The following is a 23,794-nucleotide window of genomic DNA, read 5'->3' on the forward strand; positions in this document are numbered from 1 at the left end:
GGCCGTAGGAAACCGCGGTGCTCAGGCCGGAGGCAGGCACTCCTTCCCCGGAGGCCGGTTCTCCGGCCAGGCGATCTTCACGAAGCGGGCGGTGCCCTTCGGGGTGAGTTCCACTATCGGTACGGCCTTGTCGTACGGGTTGCCGTGGACGTCCAGGCAGATCCAGCCGCTCGCCCCGTTCACCCTCAACGACCCCTTCACCTGCGGCCATTGGAGGCCGACGTCGGCCAGGGGCGGGATCTTCTGCTGGTCGGGGGTGGCCTCGCGGATGCCGTGGACGGTGAGGCGCATCGCGTCGTAGGCGATGATCGCCTGGCCGTCGTCGAGGGAGGCCGGGCCGATCGGGCCGACGGGGGAGGTCCTGGCGGTGGCCACCAGCTTCTTCAGGTCCTGGGTGTCCTGGGCCGAACCACCCGTCGCCGGGGGCTTGTTGACCCAGGCGTCGGGGTGGGCGAGGGCCGTGTAGCGGACGGAGACGCCGTGCTGGAGGGCGCTGCGGTCGAGCTTCTTGTCGCCGGTGAGGTACGAGCCCTCGTCGCCGGTGAGCACGGTGAACGTGCGGGACTGGCAGCCACGGCGGCCCAACGCGTTGATGAACTGCCGGAGTTGGGTGTGCCGTCCGGCGAAGAACACGGTGTTCAGCTTGGCGTCCGTGTCGCAGACGAGGTCGGTGATCTGCCGGAAGGTGTTGGGCGTGCTGCCCTCCTGGCTGCGGTCGGCGGGCGGGGTGAACGGCCAGGAGCCGTACGGCGAGCCCTTGAGCAGTCCGGCGAAGGCCTGTTGGAGCGTCTTCGTGTACGGGTCGCCGGGCTTGTCGTAGACCAGCAGGGCCCGGTCCGCCGTCACCTTGGCGAAGGCGGCCAGCGCGTGCGCCTCGTCGGTGTTGGTGGGGGAGACGCGGGCGAGACCGGGGTAAGGGTCCTTGCCCTGCTGCCCGTTGGCGAGGTCGTCGGCGGTGATGGAGGTACCGACCACCGGGACACCGCGCCGGGTCAGCTCCGCCACGGCCTTCTTGTTGTTGTCGCTGCTGGTCCCTATGCCGGTGACCGCGCGCAGCCGGTCGGACGACGTCGTCATCGTCACTATCCGGTCGACGGTCCGCTCCCAATAGGCGCCCGTGGCACCGGGGTTGGCGAGCACGAGCCGGATGTACGGGGTCTCGCCGTTGTCGTCGTGGTTGGCCTGGTACTGGGCGAGATAGGCGCCCTGCAGCTCGTGCCCCACGTCGTTCATGGTGTCGGCGTCGGTCGCGGTGAACGGCTCGAAGAGCGCGACGGTGACGTACGTGCCGGCCTTCAGCGAGCGGTTCTCGCGGTCCATCGCCCTGATGGTGTCGGCGAATTGGCGCTGCCCGAAGTTGAACGAAGAGGTCGACACCCCCACGCACTCGCTACTGTCCTCGGGCCGGGCGACCCCGGCCGCGCAGGAACGGTCGTCGTGCAGAAGGGTGCGGGTCAGCTGGACCAGCCCGAAGACCAGCGCGGCGGCGAGCACGAGGGCCGTGTAGCGGTAGATCGGGAGCGTCCTGATCCGCTGGACCAGTTCGTGCAGCCACGCTCTCATCGCCCGCCCCCGTCTCGGTCGTCGCCGCCCGGCACCCGCAACGGGCGCCCGGCCAGGGCCTGTTCGGGCCACTGCTGGGCGGCCCGCCACAGCGGCTCGCTGCCCGCGGGCCAGATGTTCGACAACTGCTCCAGATCGAAGTGCATCCGGCCCGCGACCTCCTCGTCCGGCAGCACCAGCGGATCCGTCACCTGCCACACCGCGTGCAGCAGCCGCCGTACCGTCAGATGCAGGGCCGGGTCCACGCCGGGCGGCGGGTCCTCCTCGGCGTCCGTGCGGGCGAGCGCGACGGCCTTGCGGTGGTCGCCGGGCGCGCCGATGTCCCGGCCGTGCGGATCGTGCGCGTGGTAGTAGGGCGCGGCGGTGACGAACAGCAGTGTCTCCAGCCAGGCGTACGGCGTGATGGTGCGGAAGGTGTTGCGCAGATACGCGACCGCGTCCGCTGTGTCGCCCAGGGCGAGTTCGTGGTGCAGGCGGTAGCGGGCGCGGGCCGGGGTGTCCGGGTTGCCGGGCAGGCCGTCGTAGTGCGAGAGGAGTGAGCGGTGGACGGCACGCCAGCGGCCGTGGTCGGCGTCGTCGAGGTGCAGGCGGAGCAGGAGCAGGGTGCGCAGGAAGGGGTCGCCGACGAAGTAGCCCTCGGCCGGGGGCAGTCCCTCCGCGGTGATCTGGGTGCGCAGCCGGTTCACCCCGGCCGCCCCGAAACTGTCCCCGAGCCGGGCCTCGGCCAGCGCCCGCGCCGAGTCCCCGTCGTGCGCGGTGGCGAGCACGGCCAGCTCTTCCGCGAGCCCCGGCGGCACCAGCCGGTCGAGCAACTCCCGGTACACGGGCCGCCGATCGCGCTCCGCGTCCCCCTCCCGCTCGATCCCGGCGGTCAGCAACTCACCCGGACTGACCGCCCCCACGGGCCGGTTCTGCCGTACGGCCTGCCCGAGCATTGCGGCCCCCAACGGACTGCCGGCCGTCAAACGGTGGATGGCGTACGGCAGTTGGGGCGGCACCTCGACACGCGTAGCGCCGTCGGTGTCGGTGTCGGTGGCACAGACGTCGGCGATGACGCGCCGCGCCTCCTCGGGAGTCAGCGCCGGCAACGTCACCAACAGCGCCCGGGACGAGGGCGAGGCCCCCGGCACCCACCCGCTCGCGCGGGCCATCTCCGGCAGCGGATGCCGTACGGCGTCCGGCAGTTCGGGGTGACGGTGGCCGCGCAGAGCGGCGAAGAAGACGACCTGGTCCCCGACTCCGTCGGCACGTTCCTTCAGTACGGCCTTCATCAGCCCCGGACCAGGCCCCGACTGCACGTTGTCGACGAGGACGACGGGCCGCCCGACCCGGCGCATTCGCTCCCACCGGCGCCGGTAGGTGTCGCTCAGATCGGCCAACAGGGCGCGCAGCAGCCAGCGTTCGGCGTCCGCGCGGGAGGTGCCGTCGGCGCGGAAGTCCCGGGCGATCTCGATCAGCCCGCGCTTGGCGTCACCGCTCGCACCCGGGTAGGCGCGGTACCAGTCGGCGCCCGCCTTCAGCAGCCCGTTCGGCGTCCACACCAGCTCGAAGAGGGTGTCCAGGGTCGCCTCGATGACGGCCTGGCCCACCGGCCCCGTACCGGAAAGGTTGGCGATGAGCCGGGAGGCAACTTTCCCGGCCCAGCCCTGCGCGATCACCGCCCAGCGCCGGGCCGGGTCGCTCAGCAGCAGGATGCGCCGGGCCTCCTCGCGGGCGCTGTCCTCGTCCTGAGCACCCCAGCCGGTCGCGCACACGGCGAGCAGCCCGGCTTCGAGCCGCGGGAAGTCGATGCTCCCGGCCCCGTGCACCACCGGCTCCCGCAGCTGCTCCGCGATGGACGCCAGCGCCTGCCACACCGGCGACCAGGTCGCGGCGGGCCGCCCGTCCGGCAGCCGGGTGAGCCGGTCGGCCTCGCAGTCGATCAGCGCGACCGGCGTGTGCCCGCGGTACGCGCTCCGCAACTCGGCCAGCGCCATGCTCTTGCCGAGTCCGCGCGCGCCCGCGAGCACCACGAAGGGCGGTTCCGGGTGTTCGTACGGCGAGGTGAGCAGCTCGTACGGGCGCAGGCCGATCAGGCGCGAGGCGAGACCGGGCGGCTGTGCCTCGAACAGCGCCCCGCGTCCATGCAGCCCTCTACCCACCGCATCTCCCCCTGAGCGGTCGCCTGGCACCGGAACCTGTCTATCAACACCAGGGTAAATAGGGGGAGTTGTTTCGGACCAGATCGCGTGGTGTCCGTTGAGTTACGAAAATGTCGGAACGCGTCCGGACTCTTGGGTCAGTCGACGGTCAGTCGACGGTGATCGAGTCCAGCTTCTCCCGCAGATAGACATGCGAGTCGACGGCGTCGTACGCCACCCGTCCGACCGGCGCGGGCAGGGACTCCACGAGCGTGCCGGGTGTGCACTCGCCGAAGTAGACGAGCGACATCAGCTCCTCCGCCGGCGAGTCGGCGGGCGGCGGCAGCACCCGGTGCCGCCCGGACCGCCACCGGTCCCCGGTCCAACGGGCCATCAGATCACCGATGTTGATGGTGAACGCCGCCGGGTCGAACGGCGCGTCCTCCCACCCGCCCTCGTCGGTGAAGACCTGCAGTCCCCCCTTCCCGGCCTGCCGGTCGAGGATGGTCACGGTCCCGAAGTCGGTGTGCGGCCCGATCCGGAACTGCCCCGGCTCCGGCTCCCCGACGACCTCGACCCCCGGGTACCAGTTGATGTTGAACCCGTACGTCGGGTGGTCCATGTGCTGGGAGAAGAAGTCGGCTTCGAGCCCGAGGGCGACCCCGAGCAGCGACAGCAGCTGCTTCTCCAGCTCGCCCATCCGGTCGAGGTACTCCTCGCAGAGCGCCTGGAGCCCCGGGATCTCCGTCGGCCACACATTGGGCGCGTACCACTCGGCGTTGATCTCCGGGTCCTCGAAGGGCCGGTGCGTGGCGAAGGTCAGCGACTCCTTCAGATCGGGCGGGGTCTCGGTCCCCTCCGAGTACCCGTTGGCCTCGGCACCGGGCCCGAGCCAGCCGCGCCCGCCGACCTTGGCGGAGTAGGCCTCTTTCACATCGACGGGGAGGGCGAAGAAGGCGCGGGCGGCCTCCCGGATCCGGGACCGGAGACTCGGGTCGACCCCATGCCCGGTGACGAGCAGGAACCCGGCGGTCTGGAGGGCGTCGTCGACGGTACGGGCGATGTTCTTGCGCGTCTCCTCATCCCCGTCGATCCAGGGCCCGAGATCGATGGTCGGGATGCGGGGTTTGGTCTGGGGCTCAGTCACCGATGTCCTCGTTCCAGAGTGCCGGGTTGTTCTTGATGAAGTCGCGCATCAGCGAGGTGCACTCGGGATCGTCGAGGAGGACGATCTCCACACCGTGCTCGGCGAGCCAGTCGTGCCCGCCGTGGAAAGTGGCGGCCTCGCCGACCACAACCCGCGAGATACCGAACTGCCGCACCAGCCCACTGCAATACCAGCAGGGCGAGAGGGTCGTGACCATGGTCGTCCCTCGATACGACCGCTGCCGCCCCGCCGCCTTGAACGCGGCCGTCTCCGCGTGCATCGAGGGGTCGTCGTCCTGGACGCGCCGGTTGTGGCCGCGCCCGAGCAGGGTGCCGTCGGCGCCGTAGAGCGCGGCGCCGATCGGGATGCCGCCCTCGCCGAGCCCGGCGCGGGCCTCCGCGACGGCGGTGGCGAGCCAGGCGCTCGCCTGTGCCTGATCCAAAGGCTTCATGTCTTCACTCTCCAGTGGGCGAAACACGAGGGCAACGTGCGGAAAGTACTCTCCCCGCAACCCGTACCCGGACGAACTGTCCGCGCCTCTGGAGGTTCCCGTGCCCGCACTCACCCTCCGTGAGGTCCTGACCCTCGACCCGGTCCGTGCCACCGAGCCCGAACTGCTGGCCGGGGAGGCCGCGCTCGACCGCCCCGTGCGCTGGGTCCACTCCAGCGAGGTCTACGAGGGCGCGAACTTCCTCGACGGCGGCGAACTCCTCCTCACCAACGGCTTCGGCCTCACCGACACGGACGCCGAGATCCGCCGCCGCTACGTCCGCGAGCTGGCGGCCCGGGGTGCCTCCGGCCTGGCGGTGGAGATCGGCCGCTCCCTCCCCACCATGCCCCCGGAGGTCACGGACGAGGCCCGCCGCCTGGGCCTTCCCCTCCTGGCCCTCCACCGGGTCGTCCCCTTCGTACGGATCACCGAGGCCGCCAACCGGGCGATCGTGGCCCGGGGCCTGTCGGGCCGCTCGGTCGTACGCCCGTGGGGCGACGACCACACGGCAGCCCTCCTGGCCGACCTCGCCGACCGCGCCGCGCTGAACCAGCCAGAGGTCGAGGCCCGATCGGCCCTGGCCGGCTTCCACCCCGGTCCGGGCGCCCGCCTGATCGGGGTCTCCGTGCACGGCGCTCGGGACGTGACGGCCGTGGACCGGGCGGTACGGCTGCTGGGCGGCGCGAGCGTGCTGCGGGCGGCGTTCCCGGGCGACGTACTGGCCCTGCTGGCCCTCCCCGGCTCCGTCTCCGGCGACCCCATCCGCGCGGTCCAGGAGGCCTTCCGTACGGCGGCCGACCCCGGCCTGACGGTGGCGGTCGGCCACGCGGTTGACACCGGCAGCGGCTGGCTGCGCTGGAGCGACACGCTACGGGCGGCCCGTACGACCCTGGAACTCGCCCTGACGGTCCCGGCGGCCGAACCTGCCGCCCCCGAGGGCCCGTTGGTGACGTCGGCACGAGCGCTGGCCCTGGAACGGGAGCTGACGCGGGGCGGTGTCGACGCGAACCGGGACCGGTTGGCGCGACTGGTGCAGCACGCGTTGGGTCCGCTGCTGGCGTGGGAGGCGGCCCACCCGAGCGACCTGGTACGGACGCTGGAAGTGCATCTGCGGCACGGCTGCTCGCCCACGCGGACGGCAGCCCTCCTGCACATCGGCCGCCAGTCCCTCTACCAACGCCTTGAACGTATCGAGTCGTTGCTCGGCCTGGAGATCGACGACCCGGATCTGCTGGGGGAGTTGCTGGCGGCGGTGTGCGCACATCGGGTGGTGCGGGGGATGGGGGCGGCTCAGGTGCGGGGGTTGCGGACGGTGGCCTAGAAGTCGGCCTGGCGCAGGGTGACTTGGCTGGGCCCGTTGAAGGGGGCGTAGCAGGTCACGGTGGGCGGGGTGCGCAGGGTGTCGTCCTCGGTGAACAGTTTCCGTACGGCGTCGAAGGCGACCTCGCCGCTGACGACCGGGGCGACACGGTCGTAGAACGCGCGTGAGGCCTCGGGCAACGGCTCCCCGGGCTTGCCCTCGTCCTCGCTCCACACGTCCCACAACAGGGTCTCCACCTTGTTCAGGGCGGCGAGGTCGAGGCGGATGTTGCCCGCGACGAATCGTTCGCCCCAGAACGGGCCCTCCTCCGGCCGGTGCAGGCCGAAGGTCGTCGGGTCGGCGCCGCCGGTGCGGATGGCCTGCCAGGCCTCGCCGGCGACGAGGAAACGCTCGCGCGGTACGTCCATCGGGTCGAAGTCGACGTTCCAGTGGTCGGTGACGGTGGAGTCGGTGAGCTGGGAGTCGGCGAGGAGCCAGCCGCGGTCGCCGGCCCAGTACTCGGTGACGACATGATCGCCGTGGAAGAGCTGGGAGGCGTCGGTGTCGGGCGAGTTGAAGTAGTCGGCGAAGCCGGAGCGGATACGGGCGGGGATGCCGAGGTGCCGCAGGAACGAGCAGTGCAACAGCGAGAAGTCCCGGCACACTCCGACGAACCGGTCGCCGGGTGCGCGCCGCAGGGTGAGCGGGGCGGGGTTGCGGGCGACGAGGATCCGCAGGGTGTCGTCGATGTAGCGGGTCTCGGCGTCGTCGTGGAGGCGGTCGGTGGGGTGGGTGTGGTCGTAGAAGGCGTCTTCCAGGCGGTGGATGAGCAAGTCACGGGTGATGCGGGCGAGTTGGGCGGGGTCGCGCGGGAGGTCGGCGTAGTGGTGGGCGAGGGCGCCGGGGTCGGAGTACGGGCTCTGGGCGGCGTAGAAGGCAAGGTCTGTGCTGAGGTCTGCGGTGAGGGGCATGACACCTGACCGTGTCAAAATTCGCCCTGAATTGTCCATAGCCCGGGGGTACTTCAGTAGTTACTTCACTTCGAGTCCGCTGCGACCGATCGCCAGATCCGTTCCGGGAGGATGCGGGCGGCCTCGTCTAGGTCGAGTTCGATGTCGTCGATACCGGAGAGCCAGCGGCGGACCACGCCGACCAGTGGGCCCAGGACGAGGGTCTCCAGCAGGGGGAGTGGCAGCGGAGCCAACTCACCTGAATCGACGTGGGTTTGGACCCAGGTGGCGAACACCGAGAGCCTGGCCTCCTGGGAGTCGCGGAGTTCTCTGGCCTGGATCATGTTCCGCTGGTCGGTTCTGGCGGAGTGCAACAGCAGGGCGGCGTCCCGGTGTTCGCGGACGAAGGTCAGATGTGTCCGTACGATCGCGCGGATGCCGGTGCGGGCGGTGCGGGTCGCCTGGAGCGCGGTGATCAACTCGCTCAGCAGCCGGCTCAGCCAGCGCTGCGCCAGCGCGTCGAACAGACCGTCCAGACTGCCGAAGTGGTGGTACAGGCTGCCGAGGCTGACACCGCTGGCCTTGGTCACGGCGTTGACGGTGAGGCCCTGTTCGCCCTGCTCCGCGAACAGGCGCAGCGCGGCGTCGAGGAGCAGGTCTGCGGTGACCTCGCCGCGGTGTTGCTTGGGGCTCATGCGGGACAGCGTATTGGGAACTCGGTTCTAGAGTGAATTTCTAGAGCAGATTTCTGGAAACCTCTTCCGGTGTGACCATCCGCCGGTCCAGACTTGGTGGTAGCCGGGCCCGCGTCCGTCCGTCTCGGGGGATACGGATGGCCGTGGGTCCGGCGGGCTGAGTGTGGGTGGTGCATAGGATCGGCGGCATGGCGCTGCGTCCTGTTCAGGTGAATATCAAGGCTGTTGACTGTTCGGGGCTCGGCCGGTTCTGGGGGGAGGCGCTCGGCTGGGGCGTGCTCAGCCCCGGCGTGACGACCTACGTCGGCCCCGGCGGCGGCCTCGTCTGGCCCGAACCGCTCGGCCTGGGCATCGACCTCATCCCCGTCCCGCACCCCAAGCCGCCGACGAAGAACCGCCTTCACCTCGACCTCGCCACCGCGTCTACGACCCACCAGGCGGAGCTGATCACGCGCCTACGGTCCCTGGGTGCGACGCCCGTCGACGTGGGCCAGGGCGATGTGCCGTGGACGGTCCTCGCCGATCCGGAGGGCAACGAGTTCTGCGTGCTGGAACCTCGGGAGATCTACCGCGACACCGGGCCGATCGCCGCAGTGGTCGTCGACTGTGTGGATCCGCGAGCGATGGCCCGGTTCTGGGGCGGGGCGATGGACTGGGCTGTGCTTGAAGTCTCCGACGACCAGGCGTCGTTGCGCTCGGCCGAGGGTGTTGGGCCGTACCTGGAATTCCTCCGCGTGCCTGACCCGAAAACCGTGCCGGACCGTATCCACCTCGACCTGTTGCCGTATCCCGGTGATGACAAGGCGGCGGAGGTGGAACGGCTTCGGGGCCTCGGCGCCTCCGACCTCGACGTAGGCCAGGGTGATGTCTCGTGGACGTGTTTGACGGATCCGGAAGGGCACGAGTTCTGCGTCCTTGCTCTGTCCTGAGGCGGGGCCTTGTTGGTGTCCCGGCAGTTGGAATGTTGCCGTTGGGCCACTCGCTTCTTGGCCAGTGTCGGGCTTCCACGGCCCGAGTAAAGGGCGCTCCCTGCGGTCGCGTCGGCTGCGCCGATTCCGCTCCGCTCCACCCTTGACTCGGCCCGCTCCAGCCCGTTTGAGAAGCGAGCGAGCGGCCCGGAGGAACGGGTGGCCAGGCACACATCCCCTTACCTGTACTGCGTTGTCGGCCGGTGCGAGGGGACGCGCTCGCGCCTCGCCAGCACGCCGGGCTGGCTCAGCGGCTACCTGCCGGTGGGAGAGACCCGAGGTCTGCATTCCCTGCCCGTACTGCGTCGTGGGCCGGGGTGAGGGATGCGCGGTCGCGTCTCGCCAGCACGCCGGGTCGGCTCAGCGGCCAACGGCGGGTGGGAGGGGGAGGGGGAGGGGGAGGGGGAGGGGGGAGGTGGGTTGGAGAAGTGTGACACTTTCCCGTTAAGTGTCACACTTCTGCGGGGTGGGTACCCGGGGGGCGATCGGCGGACGGGGGTGGTCATCGCCCGGGGCGTCACCCAGAGTCGGCTCGCAGCCTTCCCCCTCCCCCATGCCCGCATCGTAGAACTGCCCCCTTGCCCGCCCGTTCCCCTCGGCCGCGAACTCCCCAGAGCCTCTTGCTTTTTTTGGCCTCCTGGCCTCCTGGCCTCCTGGCCTTCTGACCTGCTGGTCCCTGGCTTCTTGCGCAGCAAGTCCCCACCGGGCGGTAGTCGCTAAGCGGGCCCGGCGTGCTGGCGAGGCGCGAGCGCGTCCCCTCACCCCGGCCGACAATGCAGTGCAGGTAAGGGCGTTCATGCCTGGCCACCCGTTCTTCAGGGCCGCTCGCTCGCTTCTGAAACGGGCTGGAGCGGCCCTAGTCAAGGGTGGCCCGCAGGGCCATCGCCGCAGGCGACGCGTAGCGCAGCGGAGCGCCCTTTACTCGGGCCGTGGAAGCCCGACACTGGCCAAGAAGCGAGTGGTCCGACGGTCACGTGTTGGCGTGGGGGCCTGTTCATCCCTGAGGCTGCGGCTCCAGTACCGCGTAGTCCGCGAAGCTGCGGCGGTAGCGGGTGTGCCGGGTTTCCTGGGTGTGCTTGCGTTGCCATTCCTCTACGTCGGTCGGGTTGGCGTGAGGGCCGGAGGTGGCGTCGCAGTCGTGGTCGTCGCCGGAGACGCAGTGGGCCTCGTACTCCGGTTCCGCGGTGGGGTCTTGGACGATCGAGTACGGCACGTAGCGGAAGATTCGGCGGTGTCGGATGTCGTGGTCCCGGTGTTGGTGCCGGCGCAGTAGGACGTTCGCGTCGGTCTCGGCGGTGCCGTCGTTGCGGGCGCGGGCGTCGTCCCGGAATGCGGCCAAGTCGAAGCAGGGCTGGCAGTCAGGTACGGGGGCGGGGGGCATGGAGATGTCGTACGGCACTGAATTGCCCACCCAGGAGCGGGAGTTGGCCGCCTTTACGCTCGCGATCAGCCGTTCCTGGGGTGTTGCCGGGCGTACGGCTTCCGGCGGGGCCTCCCACTCCCGGCCGCCGCCGAGCGGGCGCAACATCGCGTAGGGCCCTGCCTTGCCTCGGTATTCCCCCACCTTGTTCGTACTGATGTCGTAAACGAGCGTTCCTTGTTCGATTCGCTTCGCCATCGGCTCAACCATGTTCACTCCGGGGCCACTTCATCACTCTGGGTGTATTGAGAGTCGCCCAGGGGAACGGTGCGTATCAATGCTTGGCGCGTGCCATTGGGCTATTGCCACGGAGGGGGGCGGGTTCGGTGACCTATCGCAATGCGGAGGCCACGGGCGGAGTCAGTAACGCGGTGCTGTTCGGTGACTTACTCCGCTTCTATCGCGAGACCGAGTTGCTCACGCAGGAGGCTTTGGCCCGGCAACTCCACTGCGACCGTTCGCATGTGGCCAAGATCGAGGCGGGGACACGGGTTCCGCAGGAGTCGTTCGCGAAGTCGTGTGACGAAGTCCTGCACACGGGTGGGGCGTTGCTGCGGATGTGGCGCCAGATCGACTGGTATCCCGAGGTCCAGCACCCCGATTGGTTCGAGAAGCGGGCTGAGATGGATGCCCAGGCTGTGGCGTTGCGCGAGTATCAAGAGCGCGTAATGCCGGGGATGTTGCAGACGCCGGCTTATGCGCATGCCTTGTTCTCCCGGATCGCGAGCGGCGACGAGGTGGATGAGCGCGTCCGGGCGAGGTTGAGTCGCCAACCGCGCTTCCTTGCTGAGGACGGTCCGCTGTACGTCGCTGTCCTGGACGAGAGTTGCCTGCGTAACGCCGTGGGTACGCCGAAGGTCATGCGAGACCAGTGTGCACACCTGCTAGCTGTCGGGCGACGCCCCAACATCCGTATCCAGGTGGCTCCTGCGGCTCTCTTCGGGCTCCTTCGCCCCAGCGGTTCAATGTCGTTGATCAAGCTGCCCGATGGGCATGAATGGGTGTACTCGGAGTCGCTGGACAGGGGGCATTTCAACGACGATCCAGCCGTCTTCGCGGGCCACAGTCAGGCCTATGATGTGCTCAGGGCGGACATCCCGTCGGCCCGCGAATCCGCCGCTCTGATCAGCGACGTGATGGAGGGTTACGAGCACCATGGACAGGCACCAGCTCGGCGCGGCGACTTGGATCAAGAGCAGCTACAGCGACAGCAACGGCGGCAACTGCGTGGAAATCGCCCCCGCTTTCCGCGCCGTGGTGCCGGTGCGTGACAGCAAGCTCGTCGAGGGCCCGGTGCTGGTCGTCACGCGTGCTGCTTGGTCGGCGTTCACGGCTGCTCTTCGCTGACGTCGTTCCCCGCCTTGCCGTACCGGCGGAAGACGGACGTGTCTACCGTCCAGGGGCCAAAGGGCACCGCGTCCCCGAAGATGTAGGGGTCCTTACGCGCGTACCCGGTCCTGCACGGATCGGAGTGGACTTCGATGGTGCCGGTGCGAGGGTCGACGATCAGGTAGTGGGCGATGCCCATGGCGGGATAGTCGGCGAGCTTTTCGACGTAGTCGTTGTTGGGGTTGGACGGCGAGACGATCTCGATCACCGCCAGCGCCTGCGTCGCGTCGACTGCGAGGCCTTCCTCGTCGAGTACGTCCTCCGGGATGACGACGGCGTCCGGGCGCCGCATGCGGCCGATCGACGGGTGCTCGATCTCGGGCCCGCTGGCGCAGATGTAGCCGGGATGTGTGATCAGGAGCTGTTCGTCCAACTGCTTGCAGATGCGCCGGATCGTGCCCTCGTGTCGCTTCGACGGGCACATCATTGCCAGTATCGGGCCCGATGGGCCGATCTCGACGCTCCAGCTCCCCTCAAGGTGCTCGGCGTATGCCCCGAGCTCCTCCGCGATCGTGCGCATCTTCGCGTAGTCCATGTATCGAGGGTACCGAGGATCCCGCTCCAGGCCCGGTCAGCTGCTCAGTGCGCCCACCCTGAGCAGCAACTTCCCCGTGCTCCTCCGCGCCCCCATCACCCGATGCGCCTCCGCCGCCTCCGACAACCCGAACTCCGCCGTCACCGGCAACGACACCGCGCCGTCGACCACCGTCGCGAACGCTCGCTCGGTCAGGGCTCGTAGCGCCGCGGGATCGTTCTGGGCCAGGGTCAGGATCGAGAAGCCGGAGACCGAGAAGGCGCCGGGGTACAGCTCGGGTTGGCCCACCTGCCACGGCTTCGCCGAGCTCGCGTTGCCGAAGGAGACCATGCGGCCGTAGGTCGCGAGGGAGGCGAGGCTGCGCCTGAGGGTGTCGCCGCCCACCGGATCCAGGGCCAGGTCCACCCCGCGCCCGGCCGTCGCCGCCCGCACCGGCGCCTCGAACTCGCCCACGAACACCGCGTCGTAGCCGTACCCCCGCGCGAACTCCGCCTTCGCCGCGCTCGATACGACCCCGTACACGGAACCCGCCCCCGCCGCCCGCGCCAACTGCCCCACCACTGTGCCGATTCCGCCCGCCGCACCCTGCACGAGTACCGTCTCGCCGGGTTGCAGTCGGCCCACCGAGTGCACGAGGGCGTACGCGGTCGGGAGGACCGTGGGGAGCGTGGCGGCCGTGCGGAGGTCCACGCCCTCAGGGAGGGGGAAGACTGTCGTCGCGTCGGTGACGACCACCTCCGCGTACGCGCCGCCCGCCGTCAGAGCCGCCACCTCCTGGCCCAGGGCAAGACCTTCGACGCCCTCACCCACCTCCCGCACCCGGCCCGAGACCTCAAGTCCCGGTACGAAAGGGAGACTTGGCACCCGGTATCCCTCGCCCCGCGCCTTGAGGTCGGCGAAGTTCACCCCGGTGTACGCCACGTCGACGCTCACCTGGCCGGGGCCGGGGCGCGGGACCTCCGTCTCCACGACCTTCAGGACCTCGGGACCGCCGTACTCCTGGATCTCGACCGCGCGCATGCCGGACTCCCCGCTCGACTGTTCAATGAAAAGCGAACACTCGCGAGTGTATGGTTTTCGTCGAACACCCCGCAAGCGAGAGCGCGTGGGAACGAGGGAGAGGGAACGGGGGGACGGCATGGCGCAGCGAGACCGCACCACCGGAAGTCATCGGGCCGCCCCCGAACACACCCACCCCGACGACGTCCCCCTGCAGACCGCCCTCGCCGCGCTCGCCGACCCCGTACGTCTCACCCTCGTAAGGGAGTTGGCGGGGTCCGACGACTGGTCGCGCACGTGCGGGAGCTTCGACGTGCCCGTCGGCAAGGCCGCGCTGAGTCATCACTTCGCCGTGTTGCGCGGCGCCGGGATCGTGGAGCAGCGCGACGAAGGGCCCAAGCGGGTCAACCGGCTGCGCAGGGAAGAGTTCGAGGGGCGTTTTCCCGGGCTGCTGGGCCTTGTGCTGCGCGCGGACGGCCGGGGCCTGGACGACCGGGCCTGAACCCTTTTGCCCGCTCCGGCGTCGCAGTCGCATGAGGAATCGCAGCTGGATCGTGGCGGCCGTCGCGACCGCGGGAGTGGTGCTGGGCGCCGCTCTGTACGTAGACGAACTGGAGACCGGCCACGCCGACGTGGACGTGGCCGCCCCCAAGGTGTCCCAGGTGCCCAAAGTGCCCAAGGCGCCCAAGGCGAGTGCCTCCGAGCGGTGCGTCGGCACCCGGCCCGTCGGCGGCCTCCCCACCCACGACGACAACAACCCCATGTACCGCCTCGCCGGTCACGTCGACGCGCTGGGGGCGGGCGCCTACGTGGCCGTCTACACCGGCCTGTCCGTGGACGACAGGACGCAGACTCTCGACGTCTGGCGCATCCCCTCCGCCCGCTTCGACGCCGCCGTCTGCGGCGCGGCGATGAAGGGCGTGACCGTCCGCCTGCACGACTCCGACGTCAGCCGGAAGAGCCTCGACAAGCTCTCCGACCGCATCGGCGACGACATGAAACGCTGGGACGGCACCTTCCGGATGCGCCAAGTCGGCGTGAATGTACGGGGGTTCGTCCAGGTCGGGGTCGATGACCCCGACAAGGCCGAGCCGATCATCAAGAAGGCGTACGGGGCGAAGAACGCCCGGTACATCAAGGTCGAGTACGTGGGTCAGGCGTCGGCAGTGTCGGCAGTGGCGGGCTGAGAGTGAACCCCGCCCTTCGGGCCCAGCACCTTGCGCAGCGCCACGTACAGCACCGCGCTCAGCACGAAGCCCACGATCGGCGTGCTGTCTCCGAAGGACGGCCAGTGCTTCGGGACGTAGCCGACGTAGTCCTCCTGGTTGGAGAAGAGCGGGACCGAGACCCCGATGCCGATCAACAGGGCTGCCAGGCCTGGCCAGTTGGTGAAGGTCGGGTCGGTCAGGCGGGGGGCCAGTTCCTCGGTGGGTGTGCGGGACTGGAACCAGCGTTCCACCAGGACCACGCCCAGCCACGGTGCCACCCAGTACGCGATCACCAGCAGGAACGCCTCGTACGCCGAGCCCGCGTCGGACAGCGACGCCCATGCCGCCGCCGTACCGGCCACCCCGGACACCACGACCAGGACGCTGCGGTTCAGCCACGGGGGGAGCTTCAGGCCCAGCGCGGCGAGGGAGATCGCGCCGGAGTAGACGTTCAGGGCGTTCGCCGAGATCGCGCCGAGGATGATCGCGAGCAGTACCAAGTTGCCGAGCCAGGAGGGGAGATGGCCGGTGAAGGCCGCCGTCGGGGTGGCGTCCTTGGGGGCCAGGAGCGTTGCTGAAGCCGCTCCCATCACTGCCACGAACGTCACCGACACGAAGAGGCCGAGGGCGGGGTACAGGATCGTCTTGAACTTGTTCGCCGTGCGGGGGAGGTAGCGCGCGTAGTCCGTGGCGTACGGGTTCCAGCCCGCCGCGTAGCCCCAGGCCGCGCTGAGCGCCAGGAGGAAGCCGCCCACTCCGCCGCCCGTGCCGCCTCCGCCGAGGTGTGCGTCCTTGAAGGTCCAGACGCCGGCCAGCAGGAAGATCACCGCCAGCGCCGGGAACGCGTACTTCTCGAAGGTGTGCACGAAGTTGTGGCCTATGAAGCCGATGAGGATCTCGGCCACTACTACGAGGAGGAGGGACGGGAGGGGGCGTAGGCCCGTCAGTGTGTTCAGTGCGAACGCCGCGCTCACGCTGTTCACCGCGAACCAACCGACGCCCGCCACAAGGCCGTTGGCCGCCGACGGGATGATGTTGCCGCGGAAGCCGAAGGAGAAGCGGCCGATCACCATCTGCGGGACGCCGAAGCGCGGGCCGTCCAGGGAGAGGAAGCCCTGTGTGATCGCGCCGAGGCCGGTGCCCAGGACGATCGCCGCGGTCGCCTGCCAGAAGGACAGGCCGAAGAAGAGGACCGAGATCACGCCGATATAGACGGTCGCGAACTCGATGTTCGGGGAGGCCCAGGTCCAGAGGAGCTGGAGCGGGCTGCCGTGGCGTTCGGCGTCGGGGATCGGCTCGGCACCGGCCGTCTCCACGGCGATGACCTTGTCACCGTATTCGGGGGCGAGGGTGCCGGTTGAGTCGGCGGGAGCAGTCGTCATGCGAGGTAAGTGTCCGGTTCCTGCCGGTCCGGGCCCAGAGGCGCATTGTCCGTACCGGGCCGCTCACCGGCGTACAACCTGCACGTACTCACTTCACGTCTACTCGGGCTTGGGGTCGTCCTTGAGGTCGTCCTTGTTCAGGGACTTCAGGAACTCGGGGTTGTCGTCCGGCGCGATCCACTGGCCCGGCGTCTCCGCCGCCCCGTCCGCCGTGCGCCGCGGCCGGCCCGCGATCAGCCACGCGATCGGGCCGACCAGCACCTCGCCGAAGAGCAGGATCACGAACACCCACGCCAGCTTCGGCATACCCCGCACGTCCTCCTCGGGCGTGTTCAGGCAGTCCACGAAGGCGTAGATCCACAGAGCCAGGACCAGCAGGAAGGGCAGATACCTGAGCATGGTGGCGAGATTCTCCTGAGTGGTGAGACGGCCCCGGTGACGGGGTCAGGTTAGCGGGTGGCAGATACTTGGACACATGGCTTACGACGATCTTCGCTCCCTGCTCAGGGCACTGGAGCGCGAGGGAGACCTCAAGCGCATCAAGGCCGAGGTGGACCCCTATCTGGAGGTCGGGGAGATCGTCGACCGGGTGCAGAAGGCCGGTGGGCCCGCGCTCCTCTTCGAGAAGGTGAAGGGGTCCTCGATGCCCCTCGCCATGAACGTCTTCGGGACCGACCGGCGGCTGCTGAAGGCGCTGGGGCTGAAGTCGTACGGCGACATCTCCGAGAAGATCGGCGGGCTGCTGCGGCCCGAGCTGCCGCAGGGGTTCGTGGGGGTACGGGACGCCTTCGGGAAGCTCGGGTCGATGACCCACGTACCGCCGAAGAAGGTCAAGGACGCGCCGGTGCAGGAGGTGGTGCTCACGGGTGACGACGTCGACCTCGACGACCTGCCCGCGCTCTTCACCTGGCCGCAGGACGGCGGGTCCTTCTTCAACCTCGGGCTCACGCACACCAAGGACCCGGAGAGCGGGGTCCGGAATCTCGGGCTGTACCGGCTCCAGCGGCACGACAAGCGCACCATCGGCATGCACTGGCAGATCCACAAGGACAGCCGGAATCACTACCAGGTCGCGGCCAGGAAGGGCGAGCGGCTGCCGGTCGCCATCGCCTTCGGGTGTCCGCCCGCCGTGACGTACGCCTCCACCGCGCCCCTTCCCGGTGACATCGACGAGTACCTCTTCGCCGGGTTCATCGCGGGCAAGCGGATCGAGATGGTCGACTGCAAGACCGTGCCGTTGCAGGTGCCCGCGCAGGCCGAGGTCGTCATCGAGGGGTGGCTGGAGCCCGGCGAGATGCTGCCGGAGGGGCCGTTCGGGGACCACACCGGGTTCTATACGCCGCAGGAGCCGTTCCCGGCGCTGACCATCGACTGCGTCACGATGCGGAAGCGGCCGTTGCTTCAGTCGATCGTCGTAGGCCGGCCTCCGACGGAGGACGGACCGCTGGGACGGGCGACCGAGCGCTTCTTCCTCCCCCTGCTGAAGATCATCGTGCCGGACATCGTGGACTACCACCTGCCCGAAGCGGGCGGATTCCACAACTGCGCGATCGTCTCGATCGACAAGAAGTACCCGAAGCACGCGCAGAAGGTGATGCACGCGGTCTGGGGTGCGCACATGATGTCCCTGACCAAGCTGATCGTGGTCGTCGACGCCGACTGCGACGTTCACGATCTGCACGAGGTCGCGTGGCGGGCCCTCGGCAACACGGACTACGCCCGCGATCTCTCGGTCGTGGAAGGACCCGTCGACCATCTCGACCATGCCTCCTACCAGCAGTTCTGGGGCGGCAAGGCGGGGATCGACGCGACGAGGAAGTGGCCCGAGGAGGGCTACACGCGGGACGGCGGCTGGCCCGAGATGGTGCTGTCCGACCCGGAGACGGCGGCGAAGGTCGACCGCCGGTGGAAGGAGTACGGACTTTCGTGAGCAGCGCATCAGCCGCGATCCCGCAGCCGGGGCGCACCAAGGCGTTCCTACGCCTCGTCATGATCGAGCACTCCGTCTTCGCCCTGCCCTTCGCGTACATCGCCGCGCTGACCGCGATGTTCGAGCTGGACGGGAACATCCACTGGGGGCGGCTGCTCCTGGTCACCATCTGCATGGTGGGGCTGCGGACCTTCGCGATGGCGGTCAACCGGATCATCGACCGGGAGATCGACGCCCGTAACCCGCGCACCGCGCACCGCGAGCTGGTCACCGGCGCGATGTCGGTCAAGCACGCGTGGACGGGCGCGCTCGTCGCCCTGGTCGTGTTCCTCGGCTCGGCGGCCCTGCTGAACCCCCTCTGCCTGGCCCTGGCCCCCATCGCGGTGATCCCGATGGTGGTCTATCCCTACGGCAAGCGGTTCACGAACTTCCCGCAGGCCATCCTCGGTCTCGCCCAGGCGATGGGCCCGGTCGGCGGCTGGCTGGCGATCACCGGCGAGTGGTCCTGGGACGCGGTGATCCTCGGCCTCGCCGTCGGCATCTGGATCGGCGGCTTCGACCTGATCTACGCCTGCCAGGACATCGAGACCGACCGTGAGATCGGCGTCATGTCGGTGCCGGCGCGCTTCGGCATCCCGGCGTCCATCTGGGGCGCCCGCGTCTGCCACGCGATCACTACCGCCCTCCTCGCCTGGTACGGCGCGGCGACCGGCGCCGGTGCGTTCTTCTGGTTCGGGCTGCTGATCGTCGCGGGCGCGTTCCTGTACGAGCACTCGATCGTCCGGCCGCATGATCTTTCCCGGCTCAACCGGGCGTTCTTCAGCGTCAACGGGTTCATCGGGATTGCGTTGTTCGTGTGTGCGCTTCTCGATCTTCTGGTTCGGGGTCTGACCGTGTGAGTAGCGTGCGGCCTACCATCGAGGGCAGGACCCCAGGGAGGCCACCGTGACCGTCTCGGACCTTGACCGCCTGCACTCGCAGCTCAGCAAGCTGGAGGACATGTTCCCCGGCTATCTGACGGAGATTGTCGAGGGCAGCATCGTGATGAACCCGGTCAGGCCGTTCCACGGGAAGACGATCCTGAGGGTGTCAGCGAGCCTTGAGGGACAGCTTCCGCCGGAGTGGGCGCTGGTGAGCGATGTGGCGTTCCCCTTCGACGAGGCCAACGAGTTCTGCCCGGACATCGCGGTCATTCCGGCCGAGGCCGAGGACGAGAACCGCAGCTCCTACCCGGCTGATCTGATCGAGTTCGTCGCTGAAGTGGTGTCGCCGGAAAGCGTCCGCCGCGACTACGAGATCAAGCCCCGCTGGTATGCCTCCCGAGGCATCGCCAATTACGTGATCCTCGACCCCTTGCAGGGCCACGCGGTCACGATGTGGAACCCGGGCCTTGACGGCTACCGGGGTCGTGACACCGCCCCCTATGGCCCCGACCTGACCGTCGACTCCCCCCTGGGCAAGCTCACGATCCCCACCGCTCACCTCCCGGTGGACCCGAAAGCCCGCCGTCAGGTCTGAACCACTCCACGACCGACGGCCCGGCGTCGGAACACGAACGCCGCCCCCACCCCCGCCGCCAGCCCGATCAGATGCGCCTGCCAGCTGACCCCCGACTGCGTGGGCGCCAGCCCGAACAGGATCGACGTGCCCCACACCGCGCCGATCAGCAGGCCTACGACGATGCCCACCGCGCGGCGCTCGACGAAACCGCTGACCAGCAGGAAGCCGAAGAGGCCGAAGATCAGGCCCGACGCGCCCGCCGTGTTCGTGTGGGCCGGGGATATGAGCCAGACCCCGAGGCCGTCCGCGACGATGATCAGCGCGGAGATCGCGACGAAGCGGCGGATGCCGCCCAGCGCCGCCAGGAAGCCGAACACCAGCAGCGGCACCGTGTTCGCGGCGACATGCGCGAAGCCGAAGTGGATGAACGCGGCCGGGACGATGTCGATCAGTTCGGACGGCTCGCGCGGGATGATCCCGAGGCTGTCCAGGGCGTGGCCGGACACCACGTCCACCACTTCGAGCAGCCACAACAGCGCGACCCAGCCCACCATCAGCTTGGCCGCGGCCTTCGCGCGGTCGCCCTGCGACCACCCCAACTCCGTACCGGACATGGCACCCCCCAGAGTCCACTCGTCCCCACAGAAGAACGCCCCGGCCCCCTTGCCCGGTTCCCGCCCCGCCACGCCAGCTAGGCTCGGTGTCGTGAACCCAGTCAAGCCAGGAGAGACGCGGCGTACGCCTTGGATCGTAGGGGTGTCCGGCGCTTCCGGCACCCCATACGCGGCTGCCGTGCTGCGCGCGCTCCTCGACGCCGGCGAGAGTGTCGACCTCGTGGTGTCCCGGGCGTCCCGGCTCACGCTCCTCGACGAGACGGGGATCTCCTTCCGGGACGCGCACTGGCGGGACGACCTGCGGGAATGGCTGGCCCTCGGCGCCGACGGCAAGCCCGGCACCTTCCAGAGCGACCTCGACGCCGTACGGCACTGGAGCGCGGGCGACCTCGCGGCGGGGCCGTCCTCGGGGTCGTACCCCGCGAAGGGGATGATCGTCGTGCCCGCGTCGACCGCCTGTGTCGCCGGGGTCGCCCTCGGGCTGAGCAAGGACCTGTTGCAGCGGGCGGCGAGCGTGACCCTCAAGGAGCGGCGCAGGCTGGTGGTCGCCGTACGCGAGACGCCGTTGAACGGGCAGACCCTGCGGCACCTCGTGACCCTGGACGACCTGGGGGCGGCCGTGGTGCCCGCCTCGCCCGGGTTCTACGCCGGGGCGACCCACATCCAGGACCTGGTGGACTTCGTCGCCGGGCGGGTCCTGGACTCGGCGGGGGTCGAGCACGAGCTGTACCGGCGGTGGAAGGGCGACCTCGGCGCCGGCTTCCGCACCGCCGACACCACCAACTGACGTACGGCACCCACGTATTCATCCATGTATTCATCCATCTTCATCGGCATCACATTCTCGGCATCACCTTCATCGTCATCGTCATCACCGGAAGGCAATCGATCGCATGGACGCGGTGGACAGGCAGCTCATCCAGGCCCTGAGAGAGAACGGCCGGGCCTCCTACGCGGAGCTGGGGCGCCTCGTCGGCCTGTCGGGACCCAGTGTCACCGACCGCATCAACCGGCTGGAGGCGGCCGGTGTCATCACCGGTTACCGCGCGACCGTCGACTCGGCCTCCCTCGGCCTCGGCGTCATCGCCCTGATCGGCATCTCGCTCTCCGACGCCGCCGACCACGAGGACGTCGCGCGCCGCATGAAGGACCTCAGTGAGATCGAGGACTGCTGGTTCATCGCGGGCGAGGACTCGTACATGCTGAAGGTGCGGGCACCGGACGTGGACGGGCTGGAGAAGACCATCCGGCGGCTCAGCGGGACCAAGGGTGTGTCCCGGACCCGTACCACCATCGTGCTCTCCACGAAGTGGGAGAACCGGGTCGGTGAGCTGCCCGAAGAGGCGTAGCGGGCTAGGCGCGAAGCGCCGTTTGGGGGCACCTCCCGCCCGAAGGGTGGGGGAGTACCGTTTAGCAAGCTGTCTTAGGAAGAGGTAAGGGCATGGATGTCGGGCTCAAGCGCGAGCTGGAGCAGAAGGTCCGCTCCGGTGAGCGGCTGTCCCGTGAGGACGGCATCGCGCTGTACGAGTCGGACGACCTGGCCTGGCTGGGCGGACTCGCGCACGAGGTGCGGACGCGGAAGAACGGCGATGTCGTCCACTTCAACGTCAACCGCCACCTGAACATGACCAACGTGTGCACCGCGTCCTGCGCCTACTGCTCGTTCCAGCGCAAGCCGGGCGAGAAGGACGCGTACACGATGCGCATCGAGGAGGCCGTCCGGCTCGCCAAGGCGATGCAGGGTGAGAACCTCACCGAGCTGCACATCGTCAACGGGCTGCACCCGAACCTCCCCTGGCGCTACTACCCGCGCTCCCTGAGCGAGCTGAAGAAGGCCCTCCCGGAGGTCTCCCTCAAGGCCTTCACGGCCACGGAGATCCATCACTTCGAGACCATCTCCGGGCTGTCGGCGTCGGAGATCCTCGACGAGTTGATCGAGGCCGGCCTCGAATCCCTCACCGGCGGCGGCGCGGAGATCTTCGACTGGGAGGTCCGGCAGCACATCGTCGACCACCGGACGCACTGGGAAGACTGGTCGCGGATCCACCGGCTGGCGCACGAGAAGGGTCTCAAGACCCCGTGCACCATGCTCTACGGCCACATCGAGGAGCCCCGCCACCGCGTGGACCACGTGCTGCGGCTGCGTGAACTCCAGGACGAGACCGGCGGGTTCCAGGTCTTCATCCCGCTGCGCTACCAGCACGACTTCGTGGACATGAAGGACGGCAAGGTCCGGAACCGCCTTCAGGCGCGTACGCAGATGGCCACCGGTGCGGAGGCCCTCAAGACCTTTGCCGTCTCCCGTCTCCTCTTCGACAACGTCCCGCACGTCAAGGTCTTCTGGGTCATGCACGGTGTCCAGACCGCCCAACTCGCCCTCCAGCACGGCGCGGACGACATGGACGGCTCGGTCGTCGAGTACAAGATCACGCACGACGCCGACAACTACGGCACCCCGAACAAGCTCACCCGCGACGACCTCCTCGACCTGATCCGCGACGCCGGTTTCCAGCCGGTCGAGCGGAACACGCGGTACGAGATCATCCGCGAGTACGACGGCCCGGACCCGGCGCGGCGTGAGTCGCCGCAGCCGATGCGAGTGTGAAGAAAGCCCCATGGCACTGAGTTTTGAACTGGACCCCGCGATAACCCCTGCCCTGCGCGAGGAGATCCTCACCCTCTGGGCGGACGTCTCCAACGCGGGGGGCTCGGTCGGTTTCGTCGCACCGGTGACGGTGGACGAGATACGGCCCGAGCTGGTGAAGCACTTCGTCGCGATGGTGGAGGGCCGGACCCGGCTGCTGGTCGGCCGGGACGAGACGGGCACGGTCGCCGCGACCGTGTTCCTCGCGTTCAACACGCACCGGCTGATGCGGCACTGGATCTGGCTCTACACGGTGATGGTCCACCCCCGCCACCAGGGCAAGGGCTATGGGCGGGATCTGCTCGCCGCCGCCGAGGAAGCCGCCCGAGGCCTCGACGGCATCGAGGCGATCCGGCTTACCTGCCGGGGCGGCCACGGCCTGGAGCGGTTCTACGGCTCCTGCGGCTACAAGGAGGTCGGGCGGGTGCCCGGCGCGATCCGCGTCGCCCCGGGGGACGATCGCGACGACATCCTCATGTTGCTGCCGCTGCTGTGAGCCACGCACCCCGCCGGAAGATCGGGGGCGGCGCGTGCTTCACTGGATGGCACTGTTCGGGTAAGTCTGTTCGTTACGGAAGAGTGGATTGAGATGTTCCGCTACACACTGTGGCGCCTCGGAGTCTTCGCGGGCTGTCTCGGCGTCGTCTGGGGCCTCGTCTACCTCGGCGTCTTCCCGCGCGGCTTCGGCGAGTCCAACGGCATGTGGATCGTGCTGCTGGCGCTGGTGATCTCGGCGCCGATCAGCTTCGTGGTGCTGCGCGGGGTGCGGGACCGGGCCTCGGTGCAGATCGTCGAGCGGGTCGACCGGATGAAGGCCAACCTGGACGCCAACCGCAGCCAGGAGGACGAGACGGTGGACGCGACGGTGGACGCGACCGGTCCGCAGAGTCAGGCTTCCTAGCACCCCTGCTGCACCTGCTGTCGGCAGCCGCGCGATCCG

General features: G+C 69.2%; 26 protein-coding genes. 14 read left to right on the plus strand and 12 right to left on the minus strand.

What is annotated here, in order from left to right:
* Positions 1-21: 21 nt before the first annotated feature.
* The 4 genes from OG588_RS29030 to OG588_RS29045 form a co-directional block, all read right to left on the minus strand.
* Entirely contained in the window at positions 22-1,563 is a 1,542-nt protein-coding gene (locus OG588_RS29030) for a hypothetical protein (RefSeq protein WP_405949856.1), read from the minus strand.
* A complete protein-coding gene (locus OG588_RS29035; RefSeq protein ID WP_405949857.1) occupies positions 1,560-3,704 on the minus strand; it encodes a hypothetical protein in 2,145 nt (714 codons plus the stop codon). The genes OG588_RS29030 and OG588_RS29035 overlap by 4 nt, the downstream gene beginning before the upstream one ends.
* Positions 3,705-3,852: 148 nt before the next feature.
* A complete protein-coding gene (locus OG588_RS29040) occupies positions 3,853-4,830 on the minus strand; it encodes an isopenicillin N synthase family dioxygenase (protein WP_405949858.1) in 978 nt (325 codons plus the stop codon).
* Positions 4,823-5,281, minus strand: coding sequence for a nucleoside deaminase (locus tag OG588_RS29045; protein ID WP_019061264.1), 459 nt, complete (start codon positions 5,279-5,281; stop codon positions 4,823-4,825). The genes OG588_RS29040 and OG588_RS29045 overlap by 8 nt, the downstream gene beginning before the upstream one ends.
* Before the next feature lie 100 nt (positions 5,282-5,381).
* Here OG588_RS29045 and OG588_RS29050 point away from each other — a divergent pair, with 100 nt between their 5' ends.
* On the plus strand, positions 5,382-6,641 hold the full coding sequence (locus OG588_RS29050; protein WP_365988556.1) for a PucR family transcriptional regulator: 1,260 nt from the start codon (positions 5,382-5,384) through the stop codon (positions 6,639-6,641).
* Here OG588_RS29050 and OG588_RS29055 read toward each other — a convergent pair.
* Complete coding sequence (locus OG588_RS29055) at positions 6,638-7,591, minus strand: transglutaminase family protein (RefSeq protein ID WP_405949859.1); 954 nt, start codon at positions 7,589-7,591, stop codon at positions 6,638-6,640. The two genes, OG588_RS29050 and OG588_RS29055, sit on opposite strands and share 4 nt — an antisense overlap.
* A gap of 65 nt (positions 7,592-7,656) precedes the next feature.
* The gene (locus tag OG588_RS29060) at positions 7,657-8,265 is read right to left on the minus strand and encodes a TetR/AcrR family transcriptional regulator (protein ID WP_405949860.1); all 609 of its coding nucleotides are present in this window, start codon (positions 8,263-8,265) and stop codon (positions 7,657-7,659) included.
* 188 nt (positions 8,266-8,453) lie between these two features.
* On the opposite strand from OG588_RS29060, the gene OG588_RS29065 reads away from it, so the two are divergent.
* The gene (locus tag OG588_RS29065) at positions 8,454-9,194 is read left to right on the plus strand and encodes a VOC family protein (protein ID WP_405949861.1); all 741 of its coding nucleotides are present in this window, start codon (positions 8,454-8,456) and stop codon (positions 9,192-9,194) included.
* 1,033 nt (positions 9,195-10,227) lie between these two features.
* On the opposite strand, the gene OG588_RS29070 is transcribed toward OG588_RS29065, so the two are convergent.
* Positions 10,228-10,851, minus strand: a complete 624-nt coding sequence (locus tag OG588_RS29070) for a hypothetical protein (protein ID WP_405949862.1) — start codon at positions 10,849-10,851, stop codon at positions 10,228-10,230.
* A 128-nt stretch (positions 10,852-10,979) separates the two neighbouring features.
* On the opposite strand from OG588_RS29070, the gene OG588_RS29075 reads away from it, so the two are divergent.
* Positions 10,980-11,924, plus strand: coding sequence for a Scr1 family TA system antitoxin-like transcriptional regulator (locus tag OG588_RS29075; RefSeq protein ID WP_405949863.1), 945 nt, complete (start codon positions 10,980-10,982; stop codon positions 11,922-11,924).
* Positions 11,881-12,000 carry a DUF397 domain-containing protein gene (locus OG588_RS29080; RefSeq protein ID WP_405949864.1) on the plus strand — a complete coding sequence of 40 codons (120 nt, stop codon included), beginning with the start codon at positions 11,881-11,883 and terminating at the stop codon, positions 11,998-12,000. The genes OG588_RS29075 and OG588_RS29080 overlap by 44 nt, the downstream gene beginning before the upstream one ends.
* On the opposite strand, the gene OG588_RS29085 is transcribed toward OG588_RS29080, so the two are convergent.
* Both OG588_RS29085 and OG588_RS29090 read right to left on the minus strand, forming a co-directional pair.
* Positions 11,981-12,577, minus strand: coding sequence for a Uma2 family endonuclease (locus OG588_RS29085; protein ID WP_266860662.1), 597 nt, complete (start codon positions 12,575-12,577; stop codon positions 11,981-11,983). The two genes, OG588_RS29080 and OG588_RS29085, sit on opposite strands and share 20 nt — an antisense overlap.
* 36 nt (positions 12,578-12,613) lie before the next feature.
* Complete coding sequence (locus tag OG588_RS29090) at positions 12,614-13,597, minus strand: zinc-binding alcohol dehydrogenase family protein (protein WP_405949865.1); 984 nt, start codon at positions 13,595-13,597, stop codon at positions 12,614-12,616.
* Between the two features lie 118 nt (positions 13,598-13,715).
* Here OG588_RS29090 and OG588_RS29095 point away from each other — a divergent pair, with 118 nt between their 5' ends.
* On the plus strand, positions 13,716-14,078 hold the full coding sequence (locus OG588_RS29095; protein WP_405949866.1) for an ArsR/SmtB family transcription factor: 363 nt from the start codon (positions 13,716-13,718) through the stop codon (positions 14,076-14,078).
* A 31-nt stretch (positions 14,079-14,109) separates the two neighbouring features.
* A complete protein-coding gene (locus OG588_RS29100) occupies positions 14,110-14,763 on the plus strand; it encodes a hypothetical protein (RefSeq protein ID WP_405949867.1) in 654 nt (217 codons plus the stop codon).
* Here the strand turns inward: OG588_RS29100 and OG588_RS29105 are convergent.
* Together OG588_RS29105 and OG588_RS29110 are read right to left on the minus strand one after the other, a co-directional pair.
* The gene (locus OG588_RS29105; protein ID WP_405949868.1) at positions 14,730-16,166 is read right to left on the minus strand and encodes a purine-cytosine permease family protein; all 1,437 of its coding nucleotides are present in this window, start codon (positions 16,164-16,166) and stop codon (positions 14,730-14,732) included. The genes OG588_RS29100 and OG588_RS29105 overlap by 34 nt on opposite strands.
* Before the next feature lie 99 nt (positions 16,167-16,265).
* Positions 16,266-16,565: a PLD nuclease N-terminal domain-containing protein gene (locus tag OG588_RS29110; RefSeq protein WP_405949869.1), complete on the minus strand. Its 300-nt coding sequence runs from the start codon at positions 16,563-16,565 to the stop codon at positions 16,266-16,268.
* Positions 16,566-16,641: 76 nt separating this feature from the next.
* Between OG588_RS29110 and OG588_RS29115 the strand changes: the two genes are divergently transcribed.
* Genes OG588_RS29115 through OG588_RS29125 form a run of 3 tightly spaced genes read left to right on the plus strand, consistent with a single transcriptional unit; the run spans position 16,642 to position 19,614 of the window.
* Positions 16,642-18,096 carry a menaquinone biosynthesis decarboxylase gene (locus OG588_RS29115; protein WP_266860674.1) on the plus strand — a complete coding sequence of 485 codons (1,455 nt, stop codon included), beginning with the start codon at positions 16,642-16,644 and terminating at the stop codon, positions 18,094-18,096.
* On the plus strand, positions 18,093-18,995 hold the full coding sequence (gene mqnP / locus OG588_RS29120; RefSeq protein WP_405949870.1) for a menaquinone biosynthesis prenyltransferase MqnP: 903 nt from the start codon (positions 18,093-18,095) through the stop codon (positions 18,993-18,995). Before OG588_RS29115 ends, mqnP begins: the two co-directional genes overlap by 4 nt.
* Positions 18,996-19,041: 46 nt before the next feature.
* The gene (locus OG588_RS29125) at positions 19,042-19,614 is read left to right on the plus strand and encodes a Uma2 family endonuclease (protein WP_405949871.1); all 573 of its coding nucleotides are present in this window, start codon (positions 19,042-19,044) and stop codon (positions 19,612-19,614) included.
* Here the strand turns inward: OG588_RS29125 and OG588_RS29130 are convergent.
* A complete protein-coding gene (locus OG588_RS29130) occupies positions 19,605-20,210 on the minus strand; it encodes a rhomboid family intramembrane serine protease (protein WP_405953242.1) in 606 nt (201 codons plus the stop codon). The genes OG588_RS29125 and OG588_RS29130 overlap by 10 nt on opposite strands.
* A gap of 142 nt (positions 20,211-20,352) precedes the next feature.
* Between OG588_RS29130 and OG588_RS29135 the strand changes: the two genes are divergently transcribed.
* The 5 genes from OG588_RS29135 to OG588_RS29155 all read left to right on the plus strand — a co-directional run bounded on the left by OG588_RS29135 (position 20,353) and on the right by OG588_RS29155 (position 23,755).
* Complete coding sequence (locus tag OG588_RS29135; protein WP_405949872.1) at positions 20,353-20,997, plus strand: UbiX family flavin prenyltransferase; 645 nt, start codon at positions 20,353-20,355, stop codon at positions 20,995-20,997.
* Between the two features lie 106 nt (positions 20,998-21,103).
* Complete coding sequence (locus OG588_RS29140) at positions 21,104-21,559, plus strand: Lrp/AsnC family transcriptional regulator (RefSeq protein WP_366098715.1); 456 nt, start codon at positions 21,104-21,106, stop codon at positions 21,557-21,559.
* 92 nt (positions 21,560-21,651) lie between these two features.
* On the plus strand, positions 21,652-22,815 hold the full coding sequence (gene mqnE / locus OG588_RS29145; RefSeq protein ID WP_019061244.1) for an aminofutalosine synthase MqnE: 1,164 nt from the start codon (positions 21,652-21,654) through the stop codon (positions 22,813-22,815).
* 10 nt (positions 22,816-22,825) lie between these two features.
* On the plus strand, positions 22,826-23,350 hold the full coding sequence (locus OG588_RS29150; protein WP_405949873.1) for a GNAT family N-acetyltransferase: 525 nt from the start codon (positions 22,826-22,828) through the stop codon (positions 23,348-23,350).
* 93 nt (positions 23,351-23,443) lie between these two features.
* A complete protein-coding gene (locus tag OG588_RS29155; protein WP_398853238.1) occupies positions 23,444-23,755 on the plus strand; it encodes a DUF4229 domain-containing protein in 312 nt (103 codons plus the stop codon).
* Positions 23,756-23,794 lie beyond the last annotated feature (39 nt).

This window comes from Streptomyces prunicolor, from assembly GCF_045162825.1.
GTDB classification, from domain to species: Bacteria; Actinomycetota; Actinomycetes; order Streptomycetales; family Streptomycetaceae; genus Streptomyces; species Streptomyces prunicolor.

What these genes read in the sequence shown, in the direction of transcription:
- OG588_RS29030 (WP_405949856.1), bottom strand. Translation starts at nt 1,563, where the DNA reads ATGAGAGCGTGGCTGCACGAACTGGTCCAGCGGATCAGGACGCTCCCG.
- OG588_RS29045 (WP_019061264.1), bottom strand. Translation starts at nt 5,281, where the DNA reads ATGAAGCCTTTGGATCAGGCACAGGCGAGCGCCTGGCTCGCCACCGCC.
- OG588_RS29055 (WP_405949859.1), bottom strand. Translation starts at nt 7,591, where the DNA reads ATGCCCCTCACCGCAGACCTCAGCACAGACCTTGCCTTCTACGCCGCC.
- OG588_RS29060 (WP_405949860.1), bottom strand. Translation starts at nt 8,265, where the DNA reads ATGAGCCCCAAGCAACACCGCGGCGAGGTCACCGCAGACCTGCTCCTC.
- OG588_RS29065 (WP_405949861.1), top strand. Translation starts at nt 8,454, where the DNA reads ATGGCGCTGCGTCCTGTTCAGGTGAATATCAAGGCTGTTGACTGTTCG.
- OG588_RS29070 (WP_405949862.1), bottom strand. Translation starts at nt 10,851, where the DNA reads ATGGCGAAGCGAATCGAACAAGGAACGCTCGTTTACGACATCAGTACG.
- OG588_RS29085 (WP_266860662.1), bottom strand. Translation starts at nt 12,577, where the DNA reads ATGGACTACGCGAAGATGCGCACGATCGCGGAGGAGCTCGGGGCATAC.
- OG588_RS29090 (WP_405949865.1), bottom strand. Translation starts at nt 13,597, where the DNA reads ATGCGCGCGGTCGAGATCCAGGAGTACGGCGGTCCCGAGGTCCTGAAG.
- OG588_RS29095 (WP_405949866.1), top strand. Translation starts at nt 13,716, where the DNA reads ATGGCGCAGCGAGACCGCACCACCGGAAGTCATCGGGCCGCCCCCGAA.
- OG588_RS29100 (WP_405949867.1), top strand. Translation starts at nt 14,110, where the DNA reads ATGAGGAATCGCAGCTGGATCGTGGCGGCCGTCGCGACCGCGGGAGTG.
- OG588_RS29105 (WP_405949868.1), bottom strand. Translation starts at nt 16,166, where the DNA reads ATGACGACTGCTCCCGCCGACTCAACCGGCACCCTCGCCCCCGAATAC.
- OG588_RS29110 (WP_405949869.1), bottom strand. Translation starts at nt 16,565, where the DNA reads ATGCTCAGGTATCTGCCCTTCCTGCTGGTCCTGGCTCTGTGGATCTAC.
- OG588_RS29115 (WP_266860674.1), top strand. Translation starts at nt 16,642, where the DNA reads ATGGCTTACGACGATCTTCGCTCCCTGCTCAGGGCACTGGAGCGCGAG.
- OG588_RS29130 (WP_405953242.1), bottom strand. Translation starts at nt 20,210, where the DNA reads ATGTCCGGTACGGAGTTGGGGTGGTCGCAGGGCGACCGCGCGAAGGCC.
- OG588_RS29140 (WP_366098715.1), top strand. Translation starts at nt 21,104, where the DNA reads ATGGACGCGGTGGACAGGCAGCTCATCCAGGCCCTGAGAGAGAACGGC.
- mqnE (WP_019061244.1), top strand. Translation starts at nt 21,652, where the DNA reads ATGGATGTCGGGCTCAAGCGCGAGCTGGAGCAGAAGGTCCGCTCCGGT.
- OG588_RS29150 (WP_405949873.1), top strand. Translation starts at nt 22,826, where the DNA reads ATGGCACTGAGTTTTGAACTGGACCCCGCGATAACCCCTGCCCTGCGC.
- OG588_RS29155 (WP_398853238.1), top strand. Translation starts at nt 23,444, where the DNA reads ATGTTCCGCTACACACTGTGGCGCCTCGGAGTCTTCGCGGGCTGTCTC.